At 63.3% G+C, this 20,394-nt stretch carries 17 protein-coding genes; 10 read left to right on the forward strand and 7 right to left on the reverse strand.

Annotated features, from left to right (window positions below):
* Positions 1 to 114: 114 nt before the first annotated feature.
* A complete protein-coding gene (locus ACR0DA_RS02515) occupies positions 115 to 558 on the reverse strand; it encodes a hypothetical protein (RefSeq protein ID WP_480752839.1) in 444 nt (147 codons plus the stop codon).
* Positions 555 to 3,107, reverse strand: coding sequence for an aminopeptidase N (pepN, locus tag ACR0DA_RS02520; RefSeq protein ID WP_480752841.1), 2,553 nt, complete (start codon positions 3,105 to 3,107; stop codon positions 555 to 557). The genes ACR0DA_RS02515 and pepN overlap by 4 nt, the downstream gene beginning before the upstream one ends.
* A 215-nt stretch (positions 3,108 to 3,322) precedes the next feature.
* On the opposite strand from pepN, the gene ACR0DA_RS02525 reads away from it, so the two are divergent.
* The 3 genes from ACR0DA_RS02525 to ACR0DA_RS02535 all read left to right on the forward strand — a co-directional run bounded on the left by ACR0DA_RS02525 (position 3,323) and on the right by ACR0DA_RS02535 (position 6,888).
* Positions 3,323 to 5,458: a malate synthase G gene (locus tag ACR0DA_RS02525; RefSeq protein ID WP_480752842.1), complete on the forward strand. Its 2,136-nt coding sequence runs from the start codon at positions 3,323 to 3,325 to the stop codon at positions 5,456 to 5,458.
* Between the two features lie 36 nt (positions 5,459 to 5,494).
* A complete protein-coding gene (locus ACR0DA_RS02530; protein WP_260065251.1) occupies positions 5,495 to 5,920 on the forward strand; it encodes a GlcG/HbpS family heme-binding protein in 426 nt (141 codons plus the stop codon).
* Between the two features lie 188 nt (positions 5,921 to 6,108).
* Positions 6,109 to 6,888, forward strand: a complete 780-nt coding sequence (locus ACR0DA_RS02535) for a gamma-glutamyl-gamma-aminobutyrate hydrolase family protein (RefSeq protein WP_480752843.1) — start codon at positions 6,109 to 6,111, stop codon at positions 6,886 to 6,888.
* 64 nt (positions 6,889 to 6,952) lie between these two features.
* Here ACR0DA_RS02535 and ACR0DA_RS02540 read toward each other — a convergent pair whose 3' ends face one another.
* Together ACR0DA_RS02540 and ACR0DA_RS02545 are read right to left on the reverse strand one after the other, a co-directional pair.
* Complete coding sequence (locus ACR0DA_RS02540) at positions 6,953 to 9,193, reverse strand: xanthine dehydrogenase family protein molybdopterin-binding subunit (protein ID WP_480752844.1); 2,241 nt, start codon at positions 9,191 to 9,193, stop codon at positions 6,953 to 6,955.
* 3 nt (positions 9,194 to 9,196) lie between these two features.
* On the reverse strand, positions 9,197 to 9,661 hold the full coding sequence (locus ACR0DA_RS02545) for a (2Fe-2S)-binding protein (RefSeq protein ID WP_170368158.1): 465 nt from the start codon (positions 9,659 to 9,661) through the stop codon (positions 9,197 to 9,199).
* Positions 9,662 to 9,760: 99 nt separating this feature from the next.
* On the opposite strand from ACR0DA_RS02545, the gene ACR0DA_RS02550 reads away from it, so the two are divergent.
* On the forward strand, positions 9,761 to 10,339 hold the full coding sequence (locus tag ACR0DA_RS02550; RefSeq protein ID WP_170368159.1) for a TetR/AcrR family transcriptional regulator: 579 nt from the start codon (positions 9,761 to 9,763) through the stop codon (positions 10,337 to 10,339).
* Here the strand turns inward: ACR0DA_RS02550 and kynU are convergent.
* Entirely contained in the window at positions 10,332 to 11,525 is a 1,194-nt protein-coding gene (gene kynU / locus ACR0DA_RS02555; protein ID WP_480752847.1) for a kynureninase, read from the reverse strand. The two genes, ACR0DA_RS02550 and kynU, sit on opposite strands and share 8 nt — an antisense overlap.
* A gap of 197 nt (positions 11,526 to 11,722) precedes the next feature.
* Here kynU and ACR0DA_RS02560 point away from each other — a divergent pair, with 197 nt between their 5' ends.
* The 6 genes from ACR0DA_RS02560 (at position 11,723) to ACR0DA_RS02585 (ending at position 18,387) form a co-directional block, all read left to right on the forward strand.
* Positions 11,723 to 12,172: a methyltransferase family protein gene (locus ACR0DA_RS02560; RefSeq protein WP_480752848.1), complete on the forward strand. Its 450-nt coding sequence runs from the start codon at positions 11,723 to 11,725 to the stop codon at positions 12,170 to 12,172.
* A 130-nt stretch (positions 12,173 to 12,302) separates the two neighbouring features.
* A complete protein-coding gene (locus ACR0DA_RS02565) occupies positions 12,303 to 13,874 on the forward strand; it encodes a Re/Si-specific NAD(P)(+) transhydrogenase subunit alpha (RefSeq protein WP_222457478.1) in 1,572 nt (523 codons plus the stop codon).
* A 13-nt stretch (positions 13,875 to 13,887) separates the two neighbouring features.
* Positions 13,888 to 15,342: an NAD(P)(+) transhydrogenase (Re/Si-specific) subunit beta gene (locus ACR0DA_RS02570; RefSeq protein WP_093964877.1), complete on the forward strand. Its 1,455-nt coding sequence runs from the start codon at positions 13,888 to 13,890 to the stop codon at positions 15,340 to 15,342.
* 98 nt (positions 15,343 to 15,440) lie between these two features.
* The gene (locus tag ACR0DA_RS02575) at positions 15,441 to 15,797 is read left to right on the forward strand and encodes a VOC family protein (protein WP_170598438.1); all 357 of its coding nucleotides are present in this window, start codon (positions 15,441 to 15,443) and stop codon (positions 15,795 to 15,797) included.
* A 106-nt stretch (positions 15,798 to 15,903) separates the two neighbouring features.
* Positions 15,904 to 17,181: a DUF3422 family protein gene (locus ACR0DA_RS02580; RefSeq protein WP_170598435.1), complete on the forward strand. Its 1,278-nt coding sequence runs from the start codon at positions 15,904 to 15,906 to the stop codon at positions 17,179 to 17,181.
* Between the two features lie 69 nt (positions 17,182 to 17,250).
* Positions 17,251 to 18,387 (forward strand): MFS transporter, encoded by a 1,137-nt coding sequence (locus ACR0DA_RS02585; protein WP_480752850.1) that lies wholly within the window; start codon positions 17,251 to 17,253, stop codon positions 18,385 to 18,387.
* A gap of 7 nt (positions 18,388 to 18,394) precedes the next feature.
* On the opposite strand, the gene ACR0DA_RS02590 is transcribed toward ACR0DA_RS02585, so the two are convergent.
* Both ACR0DA_RS02590 and ACR0DA_RS02595 read right to left on the reverse strand, forming a co-directional pair.
* Positions 18,395 to 19,375, reverse strand: coding sequence for an ABC transporter permease (locus ACR0DA_RS02590; RefSeq protein WP_093964881.1), 981 nt, complete (start codon positions 19,373 to 19,375; stop codon positions 18,395 to 18,397).
* Complete coding sequence (locus ACR0DA_RS02595) at positions 19,368 to 20,375, reverse strand: ABC transporter permease (RefSeq protein ID WP_170340961.1); 1,008 nt, start codon at positions 20,373 to 20,375, stop codon at positions 19,368 to 19,370. The genes ACR0DA_RS02590 and ACR0DA_RS02595 overlap by 8 nt, the downstream gene beginning before the upstream one ends.
* Between the last annotated feature and the right edge of the window lie 19 nt (positions 20,376 to 20,394).

Consider the following 20,394-nt stretch of genomic DNA (forward strand, 5'->3'; position numbering starts at 1 on the left):
TTAACTAACGATGAATTCTGAACCGGAATTGTGACCAGTTCAAGGATTCTAACATTAAACTTTCTGCTTCAATGGATCAGACAGGATCAATCGACGCGGATTCCGTGAATCGTTTCAGAAAACCGTGTAATGGTGCCGGTCGACTCGAAACCCGGCCTGTTGCAGCGCCTGTTCCAGATGTTTGTGCGGCGGTAGGGCCTCGTCCGGCAGGCGCAACCGCTTGCCGCTGGTCAGAACGACGGACACGCGCACCGAGAAGTCCCAGCGCGTGTCGAAGCGGAAGAAGTCGATCTCGGTCAGGTCGATCTCGCCCTGCCGCGCGCCCGAATGCCAGCTCAGTTTGGCCGGGTCCAGGTTCAGCCCGGCATCGGTGTCGCGCAGCACGTCCCACAACGCGGGCAGGGTGCCCAGCGCCAGCAACCCGATCAGCCACCAGGCCGCGCCGAAAACCAGCACAAGTGCCAGCAGCCCCGCATAGACAGCGGCCAGGATGGCGATGCTGCGGGGCGATCGGTTGTGTCGGGTAAAGCGAAACCCGGAGCCCTCGGCCGCCGTCATGCCCCGAGGATGCGCGAGATCATCTCGGTCGTGTCGCGCGACAGGTTCGGGGTTTCGGCGATGCGGGTCAGTTGGGCGCGGATCAGGTCCTGACGGTCGGCGTCATAGCGTTTCCAGGTCTGGAAGGCGGTGCACATGCGCGCGGTGGTCTGCGGGTTGACCGGGTCCAGCCGGATCAGCCAGTCGGCCAGCAAGGCGTAGGACGCGCCGCCGGCATGGTGGAACCCGGCGTGGTTCATCGCCAGCCCACCCATCAGCGCACGGAACCGGTTGGGGTTCTTCCAGTTGAAATCGGGATGCTCGGACAAGGTGCGGGCGATCCGCGGCGCATCATCCGGTGCGGCAAGCGAGGCCTGAAGCCCAAACCATTTGTCCAGAACCAGCCGGTCGTCGTGCCACTGGTCGTAGAATGCCGCCAGTTCCGACTGACCTTTGCCGGCACGCAGCAGGCAGGAAAGAGCGCTGAGCTGCAGGGTCATGTTGTCGGCTTTGGCATAGACCTCGGCCGCCATGGCGCCGCCGTCCAGCCGGGTGGTCAGCGCCAGCGCGGCGCTGCCCAGGGTGCGCTTGCCCGCCTGTTCGGCATCGGGCGAATAAGGGCCGTCGACCAGCGCCTCGGAGTGCAGGCGGGGCAGCAGGTCCTGCATGTGCTGGGCGGTGGCCTGGCGCAGGGTCTCGACCGCACGCCAGATCGCCATCGGGTCGGGCGTTTCGCCCTGTTCGTGCAGCGCGGCGGCCAGTTCCGACTGGGTCGGCAGGCCCAGCATCAGCGCGCGATAGGCCGGGTCCAGATCGGCGTCGCGCAGAACAGCCAGCAGGCCATCCAGATATTCCGCATCGGGGGGCGCGTCCTGGGTGATCATGCGCAGCAAACTGTCTTGCGCCAGCGTCCGCCCGGCCTCCCACCGGTTGAACGGATCCGTGTCATGGGCCAGCAAAAATGCGCGTTCGGCGTTCGGGCGGTCGTGTTCAAGGATCACCGGCGCCGAGAACCCCCGCAGGATCGAGGCGACGGGCCGCGCGGCCAGCCCTTCGAAGGTGAAGCTCTGGCGCGCTTCGGTCAGTTCTAGCACCTCGGTGCCGCGCACCTCGTCGCCATTGGGGCCCAGCAGACCCACGGCCACGGGGATCACCTGCGGCAGCTTTTCGGGTTGGCCGGGCGTGGGTGGGGTGCTCTGGGACAGGGTCAGGGTATAGGTGCCGTCGGCCCAATCCTCCTCGACCTTCACCCGGGGCGTGCCGGCCTGGCTGTACCAGCGCTTGAACTGGGTCAGGTCGCGGCCGGTCGTGTCCCCGAACACTTTCAGCCAGTCTTCGATCGTGCAGGCCTGCCCGTCATGGCGTTCGAAATACAGGTCCAGCGCCTTGGAATAGGCCTCGTCCCCTACCAGCGTTTTCAGCATGCCGATCACCTCGGCGCCTTTTTCATAGACGGTCGCGGTGTAGAAGTTGTTGATCTCTTGAAAGCTTTCGGGGCGCACGGGGTGCGACAGCGGCCCGTTGTCCTCGGGGAACTGGCGCGCGCGCAGGTCGATCACGTCATGGATGCGCTTGACCGGGGCCGAGCGCATGTCCGAGGTGAACTGCGCGTCGCGGAACACGGTCAGCCCCTCTTTCAGACACAGCTGGAACCAGTCGCGGCAGGTGATGCGGTTGCCGGTCCAGTTGTGGAAATACTCATGCGCGATGATCGCCTCGATCCGTTCGAAATTTGCATCGGTCGAGGTTTCAGGGCTGGCCAGCACCGCCGACGAGTTGAAGATGTTCAGCCCCTTGTTCTCCATCGCGCCCATGTTGAAATCATCCACGGCGACGATGTTGAACACGTCCAGATCGTATTCGCGGCCATAGACGTCCTCGTCCCATTTCATCGACCGCTTCAGGGCCTCCATGCCGAAGGCGCATTTGCCCTCGTCCCCGGGGCGGACCCAGAGGTTCAGATCGACATGCCGTCCCGATTTGGTGGTGAAACTGTCGGAATGGGCAACCAACTCTCCGGCGACCAGAGCGAACAGATAGGCGGGCTTGGGCCAAGGGTCGGTCCATTCGGCCCAGCCTTCGCCCTTGCCCGTCGGGTTGCCGTTCGACAGCAGCACCGGCAGGTCGCCGTTGATGCGCACGGTGAAGGTGGTCATCACGTCAGGCCGGTCGGGATAGAAGGTGATTTTGCGGAACCCCTCGGCCTCACACTGGGTGCAGTACATGCCATTGGACATATAGAGCCCTTCGAGCGCGGTGTTGTTGCCGGGGTCGATCTCGACCTCGGCCTCCCAAATGAACGGCGCGTCGGGGACGCTTGCGGTCAGGCCCTTTTCGGTGACGTCAGGAGCGATCGGGGTGCCGTCGATGCTGGCGCGGATCAGCTTCAGCTCTTCACCGTGCAAAAAGAACGTGCGGTCGGTGGCCTGCGGATTGGGCCGGAACGCGATGCGCGATGTCACGCGCGTTGCGTGCGGGGCCAGATCGAATGTCAGGTGAACGCTGTCGACCAGAAAACCGAAGGGCGAATAGTCGGACAGGTAGATCGTGGTGGGAGCGGCGTCGCGCATCTGGGGCCTCGTGTCGGTGTGTTCCCGCGCGACGTTAGGAGGATCGCCGTGGCGCTGCAAGCAGGCGGGTCTGGGCGGCATTACCTTGCACGGTTTGAAGCTGTTTCAGGCGGAATTGAAAGGCGGATTGATGCAGCGGCAAGTTGCCTATCGGAAACAATGCCCCTAATTGAAGACTGCATACAACGGCACACGAAGGGCAGGAGATTCGAGTCATGAGCGGCAGAGCTATCCGGAGCGGATTGGACGTAGATCAGGTTCTGATCGATTTCATCGAGGAACGCGCGCTTCCCGGAACCGGCGTTGAGCCCGACGCATTCTGGGCTGGACTTTCGCGGATGGTGTCCGAGTTTGGCCCGAAAAACCGCGACTTGCTGCAAAAGCGCTCGGATATCCAGGGCAGTGTCGACGCATGGCACCTTGCGCGCAAAGGGCAACCCATCGACATGGCTGAGTATCAGGCGTTCCTGCGCGAAATCGGTTATCTGCTGGATGAAGGCCCCGATTTCCAAATCGACACGGCGAATGTCGACCCCGAGATTGCCGCGACGCCCGGCCCGCAGCTGGTGGTGCCGATCACCAATGCGCGTTTTGCCCTGAACGCGGCCAATGCCCGCTGGGGCAGCCTGTATGACGCGCTGTATGGCACCGACGCGATGGGCGACCTGCCGCAGAAGGGCGGCTATGACGCGGCCCGCGGTGCGCGGGTGATCGCGTGGGCTAAGGCGTTTCTGGACGAGGCCGTGCCGCTGGCCCAAGGCAGCTGGGCCGATGTGTCCGGTCTGAAGGTCGAAGGCGGCGCATTGGTCCCGGCGCTGGCCGAACTCGGGAAATTCGTGGGCTTCGGCGGTGCGGCCGAGGCCCCGGACTTCGTGCTGCTGAAGAACAACGGCCTGCACATCCAGATCATGATCGATCCGTCCAGCACCATCGGCGCCTCGGACCCGGTGGGCATTTCCGACGTGCGCCTGGAATCGGCCCTGTCCACCATCATGGACTGCGAAGATTCGGTGGCCTGTGTCGATGCCGAGGACAAGGTCGTGGCCTACGGCAACTGGCTGGGCCTGATGAAGGGTGACCTGACCGAAGAGGTCACGAAGGGCGGCCGGACATTTACCCGCAAACTGTCCGAGGACATCGCTTTTACCCGGCCCGACGGATCGGCCGGCACCCTCAAGGGCCGGTCGCTGATGCTGGTGCGCAATGTGGGGCACCTGATGACCAACCCCGCCGTGTTGGACGCCGAAGGCAACGAGATCGGCGAGGGGTTGATGGATGCGCTCTGCACCACGCTGATCGCCATGCACGACCTGCAGCGTGATGGCGGCAACTCGGTCCACGGTTCGGTCTATGTGGTCAAGCCCAAGATGCACGGACCCGAAGAGGTGGCGTTCTCGGTCGAAATCTTCGACATGGTCGAGGACATTCTGGGCCTGCCGCGCAACACCGTGAAACTGGGCATCATGGATGAGGAACGCCGGACTTCGGTGAACCTCAAGGAGTGCATCCGCGCCGCGAAATCGCGGGTGGCCTTCATCAATACCGGGTTCCTCGACCGGACGGGGGACGAGATCCATACCTCGATGGAGGCCGGGCCGATGCTGCCCAAGGGCGACATGAAGAATACGCCGTGGATCCAGTCCTACGAGGATCGCAATGTCGATATCGGGCTGGCCTGCGGGCTGAAAGGCCGGGCGCAGATCGGCAAGGGCATGTGGGCCATGCCCGACCGGATGGGCGAGATGCTCGAGGCCAAGATCGGCCACCCGATGGCCGGCGCGACCTGCGCCTGGGTGCCGTCGCCCACCGCGGCGACCCTGCACGCGACCCACTACCACAAGGTAGACGTTTTGGCCCGTCAGGACGAGATCGCCGCCGGAGGCCCGCGCGGCACGCTCGACGATCTGCTGACCATCCCGCTGCTGGGCGGCCGCAACCTCAGCGACGATGAAATCACCCGCGAGATCGAGAACAACGCGCAGGGCATCCTGGGCTATGTCGTGCGCTGGGTCGATCAGGGCGTCGGCTGCTCGAAGGTGCCCGACATCAACGACGTGGGTCTGATGGAGGATCGCGCCACCTGCCGGATTTCAAGCCAGGCGCTGGCCAACTGGCTGCATCACGACGTGATCGGCGCCGATCAGGTGATGGCGGCGATGAAGAAGATGGCCGCCGTGGTTGACCGCCAGAACGCAGGCGACCCGGCCTATCGGCCCATGGCGCCGGGGTTCGACGGCATCGCCTTCCAGGCCGCCTGTGATCTGGTGTTCAAGGGGCGGGTGCAGCCCTCGGGCTATACCGAGCCGGTCCTGCATGCGCGGCGGCTGGAACTGAAGGCCCGTCAGGGCTAGAACCGGGACAGACCACCGCAGACAGAGGACAAAATCATGTCGGTTTCACTCAGAAAGGCCCGCACCATCATTCGCAAAACCCTTGAGAAAGGGCGCGAGATGGACCTGAAACCCCTGTCGGTGGTGGTGCTGGACGCCGGTGGCCATGTCATCGCGTTCGAGCGCGAGGACGGTGCCGCCCCAGGCCGGTTTGCGATTGCTCATGGCAAGGCCTATGGATCGGTCATGCTGGGCATGGCAGGCACCGCCCAGATGAAGCGGGCCGAGGCGCAGGCCTATTTCATGGCTGCGGTGAACGGGGTTTATGGCGGGCAGGTCGTTCCGGTTCCGGGCGGCGTACTGCTGCGCGACCGCAAGGGCGCAGTGATCGGTGCCGTCGGGGTAACCGGAGACACCTCGGACAACGACGCCGCTGCCGCCATGGCCGGGATCGAGGCCGCCGGACTGACCGGCGAGATCTGATCTGCACAAGCGCCGTTCCGCCGCGGCCGCGTGTTTCGGGAAATTCGTCCGGCGCTCTGCGGAAATCGGGAACAATATGTGCGTATCTGAACACGTCCTTGCGCCATGGTGCAGGGCGTGTTTTCTTGCACGTTATTGAAGGGGCGGATAATTTCCGACCAGTTCAAGTAAAACAGCAAGGTAGCACAATGTCCCGACCCGTCGTTGGCATCATCGGCAATTCGTATCTGATGAACGACCAGTACCCCACCCATGCCGGGGGGACGATGAATTCGGACGCGGTCGCGAATGTCTCGAACTGTCTGCCGCTGCTGATCCCGGCCGATCCGCGCTATGTCGACGTGACCGAGCTGCTTGAGGTGTGCGACGGGTTCCTGCTGACCGGTGGCCGCCCCAACGTTCACCCCGAGGAATACGGCGAGTCGGCAACTGACGCACATGGCGAATTCGACCGGGCGCGCGATGCGATCACCCTGCCGCTGGTACGGGCCTGCGTGGAACGCGGCCAGCCCTTTCTGGGCATCTGCCGGGGCTTCCAGGAGGTCAACGTGGCCATGGGCGGCACTCTGTACCCGGAAATCCGCGATCTGCCCGGCCGGATGAACCACCGCATGCCGCCCGATGGCACGCTGGAAGAGAAATTCGCCCTGCGCCATGTGGTCAAGCTGACCGAGGGCGGGGTGTTCCACCGCCTGTTCGGTGCCATTGAGGTGATGACCAATACGCTGCACGGGCAGGGCATCAAGACGGTGGGCAAGGGCGTGGTGATCGACGGCCACGCGCCGGATGGTACGCCCGAGGCGATCTATATCCAGGATGCGCCCGGGTTCACCCTGTCGGTGCAATGGCACCCGGAATGGGATGCCGCGAATGACCCGGTGTCGCGGCCTCTGTTTCAGGCTTTCGGCGACGCGGTGCGGGCTTGGTCGGCAAGTGCAATGCCGACGCCGGTGCGGCAATCGGCCTGACAATCGGCTCTCGGATTTCTTCAAAAGACCGGCGCGGCAATCACCGCGCCGGTCTTTTTTCGTTTCACACCAGCAGGTTGAACTGCTTGTTGAGCGGCAGGGTCCGAGCGCGCTGGCCGGTCAGGTCAAACAGCGCGTTGCCAAGCGCCGGCATCGAGGGCGGCGTGCCGGGCTCGCCCGCGCCACCCATGAAGCGGTTGGTTTCCAACACCTGAACCTCAACCTGCGGCGCGGTGTGCATGCGCAGCGCGTCATAGTCGGGGAAGTTCATCTGTTCGACCTCGCCATCGGCGAAGGTGATCTCGCCGTAGCAAGCCGCCGACAGGCCATACATCATGCCGCCGAACATCTGCGCCTTGACGTTTTCAGGGTCCAGCGCCAGCCCCATGTCGCAGGCGATCCAGGCCTTGCTGATGCGGATGGTGCCGTCTTCGTCGACCACCTCGATCACCTGCGCGACCGGGGTGCCGAAGCTGTAGGTGAAGGCCACGCCGCGCCCCACGCCATCGGGGGTCTTGCCCGTCCAGTCGGACATGTCGCGCACCGCCTCGAGGCACCCGGCCGACGGCGCGTGTTCATCGCGCATCAGCTCCAGTCGGAACTCCAGCGGGTCGCGTCCGGCGGCATGGGCCATCTCATCCATGAAGGTTTCGTGGAAAAACCCGTTGTGGCTGTTGCCGACCGAGCGCCAGAAGCCCACCGGCATCTTCAGATCGGCGATATGGCCGCTCATGCGATAGTTGGGCACCGCGTAGGGCTGGTTGAAGAACCCTTCGACCAGAACCTTGTCCGGGCCAGCGCCGGGCATTCCGGTATAGCGCTCAACGGCTTGCTGCGTGCAGGACTGCGCGGTGACCGCACCATCGATGAGCACTGCTTTGCCATCCTGAACCGCACCGCGCATCCGCGCCATCGCACCGGGGCGGTAGTAGTCGTGACGCATATCTTCTTCGCGGCTCCAGGTGGTCTGGACCGGAGTGCCGGGCATCGCCATGGCCACTTTGGTGGCGATGTCGCCGAAATCCAGCTCTCCGCGGCGACCAAACCCGCCGCCCAGATAGGTGGTGTGGATTTGGACGGCTTCGGTGTCCAAACCGGCCGTGTTGGCAACGCGGAACTGGATCAGCGTGGGGGCCTGGTTGCCGCACCACAGTTCCAAGGCGTCGCCGGTGAACAGCGCGGTGGCGTTCATCGGTTCCATCGTGGCGTGGGCCAGGTAGGGGACAGTGTATTCAGCGTCGATCACGGTCGCGCCTTCGGGAACGGTGCTGACATCGCCATCATCGCGCATGGTCGAGTTCGGGGCGGTGTCGAAGGCCTTGGAGATCTCGGCAAAGATGGCGTCGGTTTCGGGCGGATAGGGGGCCTCGCCCCAATCGACGTCGATGGCCTCGACCGCCTGGTTGGCAAGCCAGGTGTTGGTGGCGATCACCGCAACACCGTTGCCCAGATCGACAACCTTTTCGACACCAGGCATTGCCTTGGCGGCGCTGTCGTCGAAGCCGTTCATCTGGCCGCCCAGCTTGGGGTTCATCCGGACGCTGGCGAATTTCATGCCGGGCAGGCGCACGTCGACGCCGAACTGGGCGGTGCCGGTAGCCTTTTCCACCATGTCCAGACGCGGCAGGGTCCGGCCCAGATAACGCCACTCGGACGGGTCGCGCAGCTCTGCCTCAATCGGTTCCATCTGCGCCACGTCTGCAGCCAGGTCGGTATAGGCGATCTTGCTGTCATCAGGCGCGATGACATGGCCCGAAGCGGTCTTCAACTGAGCCCGATCCACCCCCAGTCGGTCGGCGGCGGCCTGTTTCAGCGTCTCGCGGGCGGAGGCACCAGCCGCGCGCATTCGCTCGAACCCGTCCTTCATCGAGGTCGAGCCGCCGGTGACCTGCAGGCTGAGCGCTTTGCCGATCACGCCAAGGGCCTCGCCCAGATTGTGCTGGAAGTTCGAGACGTCATAGCCCTTGTTGGGCAGGCTCTCGCCGATCAGGGCCGAGTTGTAATAAGCCGCCGCCGCAGGTCCGTGCAGAACGGTGACCTGATCCAGATCCACGTCCAGTTCCTCGGCAATCAGGGCAGCCCATGTGGTTTTCACGCCCTGGCCCATCTCGGCGCGGGGCGCAAACAGGGTCACGCCGTTCTGGTCGATCAGGATGAAGGGGTTCAGGGCCGCTTCGCCGTCGCCCGGTTTCAGCGGGTTCTTGGCGGGGCGGTTGACGTAATAGACGCCGAAAGCCACGCCACCGACGATGGCGGCTGATCCGATCAGGAAGGTGCGGCGCAGGATTTTTCCGATGCTGGCCATGGATCAGGCCTCCTTCAGCTTGGCGGCGGCGTCGTGGATCGCGGCGCGGATGCGGGGGTAGGTGCCGCAGCGGCACAGGTTGCCCTGCATCGCCTCGTCGATTTCTTCGTCAGAGGGGGCAGGGTTTTCGGCCAGCAGCGCGGCGGCCTGCATGATCTGCCCCGACTGGCAATAGCCGCATTGCGCGACCTGATGGTCGACCCAGGCCTGCTGGATCGTGGCCAAGTTGTCGGGCGTCCCCAACCCTTCGATCGTGGTGACCTCGCCCCAGACATCGGACAGGGCAACCTGGCACGAACGGACGGCCTCGCCATCGATATGCACCGTGCAGGCTCCGCAGGCGGCCACCCCACAGCCGAACTTGGTTCCGGTCAGGCCCACCTCGTCGCGCAGCACCCACAGAAGGGGGACATCGTCGGGCAGATCGACCTGATGTGGCTTTCCGTTGATCGTCAGCGTGGTCGCCATGGCGCACCTCTTTTGGCTGTGGCTGGTTTCTGACATAATTGATGAAAAATGTCAGTGCGTCAATTGACAATTTCGCGCGAAACTGTCAGAGGTCAATTCATGGCGGAAAAACTGGATGATACACGGGCAAAGGCGATCCTGACTTCGGCGTTTCAGGCCTTTTCCGCCTATGGGTTCCGCAAGACCTCGATGGATGACATAGCGCGTGGCGCGGGCATGTCCCGTCCAGCGGTCTATCTGCATTACAAGAACAAAGATGCCATCGTTCGCAGCCTGACACAGGCGCATTACGCCGAAAAGATCGCGGCGGTGGCACATGCGCTGCAGGGCGACGGAGCGGTGTCCGAGATCCTGGCGCGGGCGATTGACGCGCAGATCGCCGGGATGGCGGCCATACTGGCCTCGCCGCATGGGCTTGAGATGCTGGATACCAGCAAGTCCACCGCTGCCGACATCGTGGCCGAGGGTGAGGCGGCGCTGGCGGATCTCTACGCTGAATGGCTAAAGCGCGAACTGGCGGCCGGTCGCGTGCGCCTGCCGGACGGACCGGCCGAGACCGCGAGGACCATCACCGCTGCGCTGAAGGGGATCAAGATGACCGCCTCTAACGCCGAGGAGTTCGAGCAGCGCATCGCCCAGCTGACCGCGCTGATCGGCGCGGGGCTTGAGGTCAGGTAACCCGCTGCCGGATCTTGAATTCCGGTTTGTCCCACAAACGGTTCTGCATGATGTCGGTCAGGATCTCGACGGCGCGCGTCACGTCGCCTTCGTCGATATACAGCGGCGTGAAGCCGAACCGCATGATGTCGGGCGCGCGGAAATCGCCGATCACGCCGCGGGCGATCAGGGCCTGCATCGCCGCGTACCCGTCGGCAAACCGAAACGAGACCTGGCTGCCACGCATCGCCGGGTCGCGGGGGCTGGCCAGTTCCAGATCGGGGCAGGTGGCCTCGACCTGCTGGATGAACTGTTCGGTCAGGGCGATGGACTTGGCGCGCACGTCATCCATGTCGGCCATGTCCCAGATATCCATCGCCGCGGCCAGCGCGGTCATCTGGATCACCGCGGGCGTGCCGACGCGCATGCGCTCGATGCCTGCGCCGGGGCGATAGTCCAGGTCGAAGGCAAACGGCGCCTCGTGCCCCAGCCAGCCTGACAGGGCCGGGCGCGCGGTGTCGGCCCATTTCGGCGCGACATAGATGAAGGCCGGGGCGCCCGGGCCGCCGTTGAGGTATTTGTAGGAGCACCCCACCGCGAAATCGGCATTGCACCCGGAAAGGTCCACCGGGATGGCTCCGGCAGAGTGGGCCAGATCCCACACCGTAATGACGCCGCGCGCATGGGCCAGATCGGTCAGCGCCTTCATGTCATGCCTGCGTCCGGTGCGATAGTCGACCTCGGTCAGCATCAGCACCGCGACCTCGTCGGTGATGTGCTCGGCCACGGCCTCGGGGTCCACGGCCCGAAGTTCGTACTCTTCGCCCAGCGAGCGCAGCAGCCCGTCAGCCATGTAGAGATCGGAGGGGAAGTTGCCATTGTCCGATAGGACCACCTTGCGCCCCGGGTTCAGCTCCAACGCCGAGGCAACCGCCTGATAGACCTTGATCGACAGCGTGTCGCCCACCACGACCGTGCCGGGGGCGGCGCCGATCAGGCGGCCGATCCGATCGCCCAGGTCGGTCGGCATGCCCATCCATCCGGCTTTGTTCCACCCGGTGATCAGCATCTGGCCCCATTCCTCGGTCAGCATCTTCTGTACCTTTGCGGCCGCCGCCTTGGGCAGAGGGCCCAGCGAGTTGCCGTCCAGATACAGCACTCCTTCCGGCAGGTGGAACATGGCTTTGGTGTCGGCGAAATCGGTCATGATAAATCCCGGTGTTTTCTTGTGTCCGAACCGGGGTATCGGATCGGTGCCGGGCTGTCCACGCCCGCCTGTTTGTGGCCCGGGTGCACAATATTAGGCCGCAGGGCCAAGATGCTTTGCCATCGGGGTCTGAAAGCGGTAGGACTTGGCCCGGAAGCGACATGTGTCGGTGCATGTCGTCATTAAAAAGGATGCTCATGCGCCGTATCGACGTACCGCCACTGTGGCTTTTGGGCTTCGCGGTGTTGGCCTGGTTGCAGGGCCGTTATCTGTCGCTCGGCCTGTCGCTGGAGGGTGGGTTGACCGACCTGCTAAGCGGGTTGCTGATTGGTGGGGGTATCCTGCTGGCGGTTCTGGCAATCGTCGAATTCCGCCGCCACCGTACGACGGTCATTCCGCATGAAACACCCACCGAAATGGTGCAATCGGGCATCTACAAGCGTAGCCGCAATCCGATCTATCTGGGCGATGTCCTGATCCTTGCCGGGTTGATCCTGCGCTTCGATGCTGTGCTGTCGCTGGTTTTGGTTCCGGTCTTCGTCTGGGTGCTTGAACGGCGGTTCATCCTGCCCGAAGAAGACCGCCTGCGCCGCACCTTCCGTGCGGACTTCGCGCGTTACGAACGCAAAACCCGTCGGTGGATCTGAAATGCGCCGACCCGTGACACAACGTAATGAATGCTGCGCTTGCGAAATAATGTTGCGCAGGATAGACCTTTGCTTAACAAACAATACCGACCACCCGCTCGGTCAGAGTGAAAATTAGGGGGACTTGCCGGTGAAAATAGGCACGCCAAAGGAAATACTGAAAGGCGAGAACCGGGTCGCGATGACTCCGGAGTCAGCCGTGCAGCTGCAGAAATTGGGCTACGAATGCGCCATCGAGAAGGGGGCTGGTGCTGCCGCCGGTTTCTCGGACGAGGCTTACGAGGCCGTCGGGGTCGAAATCGTCAAGACAGCCGCCTCTTTGTGGAAATCGTCGGACATCATCGCCAAGGTGCGTGTGCCCACCGAGACCGAAATGAAGCGTCTGACCAAGGACAAGACGCTGATCTCGTTCTTCAACCCGGCAGGGAACGAAGAAGGGATGGAATTGGCGAAAGCCAAGGGCGCCAATGTCATCGCGATGGAAATGGTGCCCCGCATCAGCCGCGCGCAGAAGATGGACGCTTTGTCTTCGATGGCCAACATCGCCGGGTACCGTGCGGTGATCGAGGCGGGCAACAACTTTGGCCGCTTCTTCACCGGCCAAGTGACGGCCGCGGGCAAGGTGCCGCCGGCCAAGGTTCTGATCGTTGGTGCCGGCGTGGCCGGTCTGGCCGCCATCGGGACGTCGACGTCGCTTGGCGCGATCACCTATGCGTTCGATGTGCGCCCTGAGGTCGCTGAACAGGTGGAGTCGATGGGCGCCGAATTCGTCTATCTGGACTTTGAAGAGGAACAGCAGGATGGCTCGGCCACCGGCGGGTATGCTTCGGTTCAGTCCGAGGAGTTCCGCAATGCGCAGCTGGCCAAGTTCCGCGAGCTGGCGCCCGAGATGGATATCGTCATCACTACGGCTCTGATCCCCAACCGCCCGGCCCCCAAGCTGTGGCTTGAGGATATGGTCAAGGCGATGAAGCCCGGATCGGTCATTGTGGACCTTGCGGCCGAGCGTGGAGGAAATGTCGAAGGCACCGTGCCGGATGAAAAGGTCGTGACCGACAATGGCGTGACCATCATCGGCTATACTGACTTCCCCAGCCGGATGGCGGCTCAGTCCTCGTCGCTGTATGCGACCAACATCCGTCACATGATGACTGACCTGACCCCGGACAAGGACGGTCAGATCAATCACAACATGGAAGACGACGTGATCCGTGGCGCGACCGTCACCTACGAAGGTGAGATCACCTTCCCGCCGCCACCGCCCAAGGTGCAGGCCATCGCGGCCAAACCCAAGGCCGAGGTCAAGGAACTGACGCCCGAAGAAAAGCGCGCGCAAGAGATTGCGGCCTTCAAGGCGCAGACCAAGCAGCAGGTTACCCTTCTGGGCGTGGGCGGAGCGCTGATGCTGCTGGTAGGGCTGGTGGCTCCTGCCAGCTTCATGCAGCATTTCATCGTCTTCGTGCTGGCTGTTTTCGTGGGCTTCCAGGTGATCTGGAACGTCAGTCACAGTCTGCACACACCGTTGATGGCGATCACCAACGCGATTTCATCGATCATCATCGTGGGCGCGTTGATGCAGATCGGGTCGGGGTCTTTCCTCGTCATTCTGCTGGCGGCGCTGTCGATCTTCATGGCCGGGATCAACATCTTCGGCGGTTTCCTCGTAACCCGGCGCATGCTCGCCATGTTCCAGAAATCTTAAGGAGGCCGGGCACATGGAATTTGGCTTCACCACTGCCGCCTATGTCGTTGCGGCTGTTCTGTTCATCCTTTCGCTCGGCGGCCTGTCGAACCAGGAAAGCGCCAAGCGCGCGGTCTGGTACGGCATCGTCGGCATGGCGCTGGCGGTTTTCGCCACGCTGGTCGGCCCCGGATCGGGCCTGTGGCTGCTGTCGCTGCTGCTGATCATCGGCGGTGGTCTGATCGGTCAATACGTGGCGCAGCGCGTCCAGATGACCGAGATGCCGCAGCTTGTCGCCGCCATGCACTCGCTGGTGGGTCTGGCGGCGGTTTTCGTCGGGTACAACGCCCATTTCGAGATCAAGAATGTCGCCGAAGTCTTTGCGATCGTTGACGCGGCCAAGGATGCCGACCTGTCGGATCTGGGCGCCTTCGCGAAACTGATCGCCAAGAAAACCCCGGCCGAGCTGGCCATTCTGCATGTCGAGCTGTTCCTGGGCATCTTCATCGGTGCGATCACTTTTACCGGTTCGGTCGTGGCTTATGGCAAGCTGGCCGGCAAGGTAACCTCGGCGGCCACCAAGCTGCCGGGCGGGCATGCGCTGAACGCGGCGGCGGCTGGCCTCTCGCTGATCTGTCTGATCTGGTACACCGCTTCGGGTGGCTTCTTCCCGCTGTTCCTGATGACGCTGGCGGCGTTGTTCATCGGGTATCACCTGATCATGGGCATCGGCGGCGCCGACATGCCGGTCGTTGTGTCTATGCTGAACAGCTACTCGGGCTGGGCCGCGGCTGCGATCGGTTTCTCGTTGGGCAACGACCTGCTGATCGTCGTCGGCGCGCTGGTCGGCTCGTCGGGTGCGATCCTGTCCTACATCATGTGCAAGGCGATGAACCGTCACTTTGTCAGCGTGATCCTGGGCGGCTTTGGCGGCACTTCGGGGCCCCAGATGGAGGTCGAAGGCGAACAGGTGGCGATCGACGCCGACGGTGTTGCAGCAGCGTTGAACGATGCCGACAGCGTCATCATCATCCCCGGCTACGGAATGGCGGTGGCGCAGGCGCAGCAATCGGTCAGCGAGTTGGTCCGCAAGCTGCGCGCGAAGGGCAAGAATGTGCGCTTTGCCATCCACCCCGTCGCGGGCCGTCTTCCGGGCCACATGAACGTGCTGCTGGCCGAGGCCAAAGTGCCCTATGACATCGTGCTGGAGATGGACGAGATAAACGACGATTTCCCGGAAACGGATGTGGCGATCGTCATTGGCTCGAACGACATCGTGAATCCTGCGGCGCAGGAAGACCCGAACAGCCCCATTGCCGGGATGCCGGTTCTGGAATGCTGGAAGGCCAAGCAGGTGATCGTCTCGAAACGCGGGCAGGGCACCGGGTATTCGGGCATCGAAAACCCGCTGTTCTACAAGGAAAACACCCGCATGTTCTATGGCGACGCCAAGCAGTCGCTGGACAAGCTGCTGCCTATGATCGACTGATCTGTGGCTCATATCCTTGGAAAAGGCGCCCCTCGTGGGCGCCTTTTTTCTTTTCAGGTTATGATGCCGCATCAACCCCAATCGGCAGGAGGTGTTCCATGCAGAAGGTAAACGGCATCGGCGGCGTGTTCTTCCGCGCCCGCGATCCCAAGGCTCTGTCGCAATGGTACGAGACCCATCTGGGCGTCAGTCACTATGACCCGGTTCCGTGGAAGCAGCGCGAAGGCTACACCGTGTTTGCCCCATTCGCCGAAGACACGGACTATTTCGGCGAAGCCGCGCAGCGATGGATGATCAACTTCCGCGTCGACGATTTGGCGGCCATGGTCGACCAACTGCGTGCGGCTGGAATCGAGGTGGAGACCCGTGACGAATGGAACAGCGAGATCGGAAAATTCGCCCGTTTGCACGACCCCGAGGGCAATCCGATCGAGCTCTGGCAGCCAAATCAATGAGATAGCCGGCTTGTATACCGCGGTATCCATGTAAGTATATGAAATAAAAAGATAATTGATGAAATTCTCGGGTGTCGTATAGTGCCCGGAACACAAGGAGCCGTTCATGACGCCAATCGAGGATCATCCGCTGCGCTATGCACTGGCCAATGAATTGCACGCGCGGCCGTTCCCCGTGGCGCAGGCACCGTGCACGGTTGTCTTCCTTGCGATCAAAAAGCCGGTCGCCGCGGTGGCCCGCGACCGAGCTGAAGATATGGCCCACTTGATCGACCTGTTGGACCGCCACGGGGCACAGCATCCGCAGCCCGATGCCACCCACTATGCCGGCCAGATCGGGCGGCATTGGTTGAAGTGGGAGCACCACACGGAATTCGTGACCTATACGGCCATTACTCAGAATGTTAGCGAGCGAGCCTTCAACCCCGCCGATTTCGAGGTGTTCCCCCCCGACTGGCTGTTGGCCAGTCCGGGCCAGCGCGTGACCTCGATCATGCTGCGGGTGGTGCCGCGTCCGGATGACGGGGCCACGCGAGCCGCGCTGGCGGATTGGTTCGAGCCGGAAAGCCTGGCGGTGTCGCGGGTGCTGGACGACTCGGCGATCTGCGCCAGCGATTTTCGCATCGACCCGGCGGGCCACATGCGGTTTGCCCTGTTCGTGTCCGAAGGCACCGGGCGCAGGCGCACCGGCCGGATCATCCAGCGCCTGTGCGAGATCGAGACCTATAAGGCGATGTCCATGTTGGGCTTTGCCCGGGTCAAGGCCCTGATGCCCCAGATCGGCGAGTTGGACCGGCAACTGACCCAGTTGATGGGCGAGATGACCAAGGACACGACCCATCCCGACGATCTGCTGCCGCAATTGCTGGCCACCTCGACCGAGCTCGAGACGCTGTCGGCGCGTTCGGCCTTTCGCTTTGCCGCGACGGTGGCCTATGAGGCCATCGTGCACCAGCGGATCGAGGCGCTGCGCGAGGATCGTTTCCAAGGGCGTCAGACATTCGCCGATTTCATGATGCGCCGCTATGACCCGGCCATGCGCACGGTCAAGGCAACCGAACGGCGGCTGCAGGCGCTTTCGGACCGGGCCATTCGGGCCGGTGACCTGCTGCGGACGCGCGTCGATGTCGAGCGCAGCGCGCAGAACCAGGCCTTGCTGGAGAGCATGGACCGCCGGGCGGATCTGGCGCTGCGATTGCAGCACACGGTCGAAGGTCTGTCGGTGGTCGCTATCAGCTATTACGCCGTGTCGCTGGTCAGTTACCTGCTGTACCCGTTGACCAATGCGGGGATCAGCAAGGGGATGCTGACCGCGGGCGTGACGCTGCCGGTAGTGGCGCTTGTCTGGCTGGCTGTGCGCCGCATCCGCCGCAAGCTGGAATAGCGCGGCTTGCCAACCGGCGCGCGGCCTGTATTTCTGCGAGGCAGATAGTTCGCAGGCGGGGCAGGTTTCATGATCGGATTGGTTTCAGCCTGGCGGGCCGTGGCCGCCATGTTCATCCTGAACGGCGCCCTGTTTGGGATCTGGGCCTCGCGCATTCCAGCCGTCCGTGACCGTCTGGGGCTGAGCCACGAGGAACTGGGCTTTGGCCTGCTGTTCATGGCGGCCGGGGCGGTGTGTTCCTTTCCGGTCACCGGACGCCTGACCGACAGGTTCGGCGCGGTGACCGTGACGCGGGTGATCGCGGTCCTGTACACGGCCTCACTGATCCTTCTTGCGGCCGCCGACAGCTTCGCCATGCTGGCTGCGTTCCTGTTCATCTTCGGGGCCTTCCACGGCTCGATGGATGTGGCCATGAACGCCTGGGCCGCCGAGGTCGAGCAGACCTATGCCAAACCGGTGATGTCCTCGTTTCACGCGATGTGGAGCCTCGGCGCCGGGTTGGGTGCGCTCAGCGGTTATGGCGCGGTTCAGCTGCAGCTTGACGTGTTGCCGCATTTCCTGCTGGCCGGCGGGGCAACCGTCGCGCTGGCGCTTGCCTTGTCTTGGGTCCGATGGACGTCGCGGCGGGTGCAGTCCGACGGCAACGCGATCTTTGCCTTGCCCAGCGGCGTTCTGGTTCTGGTCGGGCTGACCGCGATGTGCGGCGCGTTGGGCGAGGGGGCTGTGGCCGACTGGAGCGCCATCTTCCTGCGGGATGTCACGGGTGTGGCTGAAAGCGTTGCAGCACTGGGCTATGCCGTCTTTTCGGTGTCCATGGTTGCTGTGCGGCTGCTAGGTGGCCTCGTGATCGCCCGGTTTGGTCCGGTGCCCGTGGCCCGGGTCAGCGGAGCCTGCGCGGCCGTTGGCGTCTTCCTGGTGGTATCGGCCGGGGGCGCGGTCGGGGCGCTGGCTGGATTCGCGATGATGGGCGTGGGCTATGCGGTGATCATGCCGCTGGCCTTCAGCCGGGCGGCGAATGACCCGCATGTTCCGCCGGGACAGGCCATCGCCAGTGTCGCGACCTTGGGGTACGGAGGTTTGCTGATCGGTCCGCCGCTGATCGGGCTTCTGGCGGGCATCCTGTCACTGCGGCTGGCCTTTGCCGTCCTGCTGCCGCTGGCAGTGGTGATCGTGGTGTTGGCCGGCGCGCTCAGGCGCGCCGACTGACTTTGGATCAGCGTCCGCGGATCCGCGGATCGAGCGCATCGCGCAGGCCGTCGCCCAGATAGTTCACGCTGAGAACGGTCAGCGAGATCGCCAGGCCAGGCCAGAACACACGCTCGGGGTATTGCTGCAGGTAATCGACACCATCGAACAGCAGCCGGCCCCAGGTGGGGAAGTCAGGCGGGAAGCCCAGCCCCAAGAAGGACAGCGCGCTTTCGGTGATGATCGCCGTGGCGATGCCCAGCGTGGCCGACACCATGATCGGCGACAGCACGTTGGGCAGGATGTGCCGGGTGATGATCTGCGTGTTGCTTGTGCCGATCGAGCGGGCGGCCAGAACGAATTCGCGTTCCTTGATGGCCAGCACGTCGCCGCGCACAATCCGCGCCGTAGGCATCCACGAGGTGATGCCGATGGCGCAGACGATCAGGATGAAGATCCCCCGCTCGAGCCCGAACGCAGCGGACAGAGGCTCGCGGAACAGCAGCATCATCACCAGCAGCAGCGGCAGCAGCGGCAGGGCCAGGAACAGGTCGGTCAGGCGCATCAGCGGCCCGTCCAGCCGTTTGAAGAACCCGGCGACCACGCCGATGAACGACCCCAAAAACAGCGCCAGCAGCATCGCGGTGATGCCGACCGAGACCGAGGTCTGCCCCCCCGACATCATCCGGGCCATGATGTCCCGGCCCAGCTGATCGGTGCCGAACGGATGGGCCCAGCTGGGCCCCTGGTTGCGGGCACGGATGTCGATCTGGGTCGGGTCGATGGTCCACAGGAACGGGCCAAGGTAAACGGCCGCGACGATGAAGATGAACAGCATCGCGCCGATCATGGCGCCCTTGTGGGTCTTGAACTGGTCCCACACGTCGCGCCACTGGCTGCGGGGCGGGGTGGTCAGTTCTTCCATTACATCGGCAGTCGGCAAGGCCGTCGAGGCCGGCGCAAGGCCCTCATCAGGGACCAGCGTGTCTGATTGATTGTGATCAGTCATAGCGGATCCTCGGGTCCAGAATGCCGTAGAGAACGTCTGCGATCAGGTTGAACAGGACGATCAGCACGGCAAAGATGAAGGTCAGCGTCTGCACCATCGGCAAGTCATTGGCCTGAATGGCGCCGATCAGCAGCTGGCCGATGCCGTTCACCTTGAACACCTGCTCGGTGATGATCGCGCCACCAAAGATCGCCGGAATACCCAGAGCGATCACGGTAACCACCGGGATCATCGAGTTGCGCAGGACATGTACCATGACGACGGTGTATTCGCTCAGGCCCTTGGCGCGGGCGGTACGGACGTAATCCTGGTTGAGGTTGTCTAGCATCGAGGCGCGCATGAACCGGCTGAGCTGCGCGGTGATCTGCAGCGCCAGCACCATCACGGGCATGATCATCTGTTTCAGCTGAATGACGAAGCTGTCCCAGTCATTGACCACATGCGTCGTGTCATAGATCGACGGGAACCAGCCCAACTGGACCGAGAAGATTACGATCACCAGCACCCCCGAGAAGAACGGCGGAACCGAGAAGCCGACCATCGACACGAAGGTGCCCATCTGGTCGAACCAGGAATACTGGCGATAGGCCGAATAGATGCCAATGGGCAGGGCGATCAGGATGGCGACCACATAGGCGGTGCCTACAACCCACAGGGTCTGCGGGATACGCTGAACGACGATGTCCATGACGGGCGAGCGGGTCTGCCACGAAATCACACGCAGGTCACCTTCGGAAAAGGTGGTGCCAAAGATGTGGTCGACCAAAACCTGCGGTTCGATCCAGAAGAACTGCACGATCCATTTCCAGAACCGGACATGCATAGGCTGGCCGAGGCCAAGCGCCTCGCGCATCTTCTCTTTGACTTCAGGCGGAACGGTAAGCGGAACCTGTGCCATCGGGTCGCCGGGGGCGAGCTCGAGCAACAGGAAGATGACGAGACTGATGAACAACAGCGTCGGAACGGCCAGGATCAGTCGTCGAATGGTGAAGTTGAGCATTAAGAGGCGCCTTTATATG

This window comes from Ruegeria sp. CI8, assembly GCF_056536865.1.